This is a genomic window from Methylobacterium crusticola (assembly GCF_003574465.1).
Taxonomy (GTDB): domain Bacteria; phylum Pseudomonadota; class Alphaproteobacteria; order Rhizobiales; family Beijerinckiaceae; genus Methylobacterium; species Methylobacterium crusticola.
On sequence record NZ_QOWC01000549.1, the window covers coordinates 1 to 344 of the forward strand.

The 344-nt window shown below is 70.1% G+C and carries 1 protein-coding gene; it reads right to left on the reverse strand.

All coding sequences use genetic code 11. The features are described 5' to 3' along the window. A partial coding sequence (locus DT057_RS35295; protein WP_162501640.1) for a transposase occupies nt 1-344 on the reverse strand: 344 nt, incomplete at both ends.

A 344-nucleotide genomic window follows, 5' to 3' on the forward strand; every position in this document is an offset into this window, starting at 1 on the left:
AGGCGAGAGCGGAGGACGTGGTTGCTTGATGATCGCGGGCCAGCCGACGGCAGCGACTGATCCACCCGAACGTCCGTTCGATCACCCAGCGGCGTGGCTGGACGGCAAAGCCCGTTTGTCCCTCCTCGGGCTCGACGATCTCCACCGTGATGGCGGTGGCTGAACCGACACGATCCCCGCGGTAGGAGCGGTCAGCGAAGCAGTGCGCCAGGAACGGCCACAGGCCGCGTGAGGCGCGCAGCAACGCGACGCCGCCGTGGCTGTCGTGCAGGTCGGCTGGGGAGACGGCCGCGACCAGCAGGCGGCCATCCGTATCGGTCAGCGCGTGGCGCTTGCGCCCGACC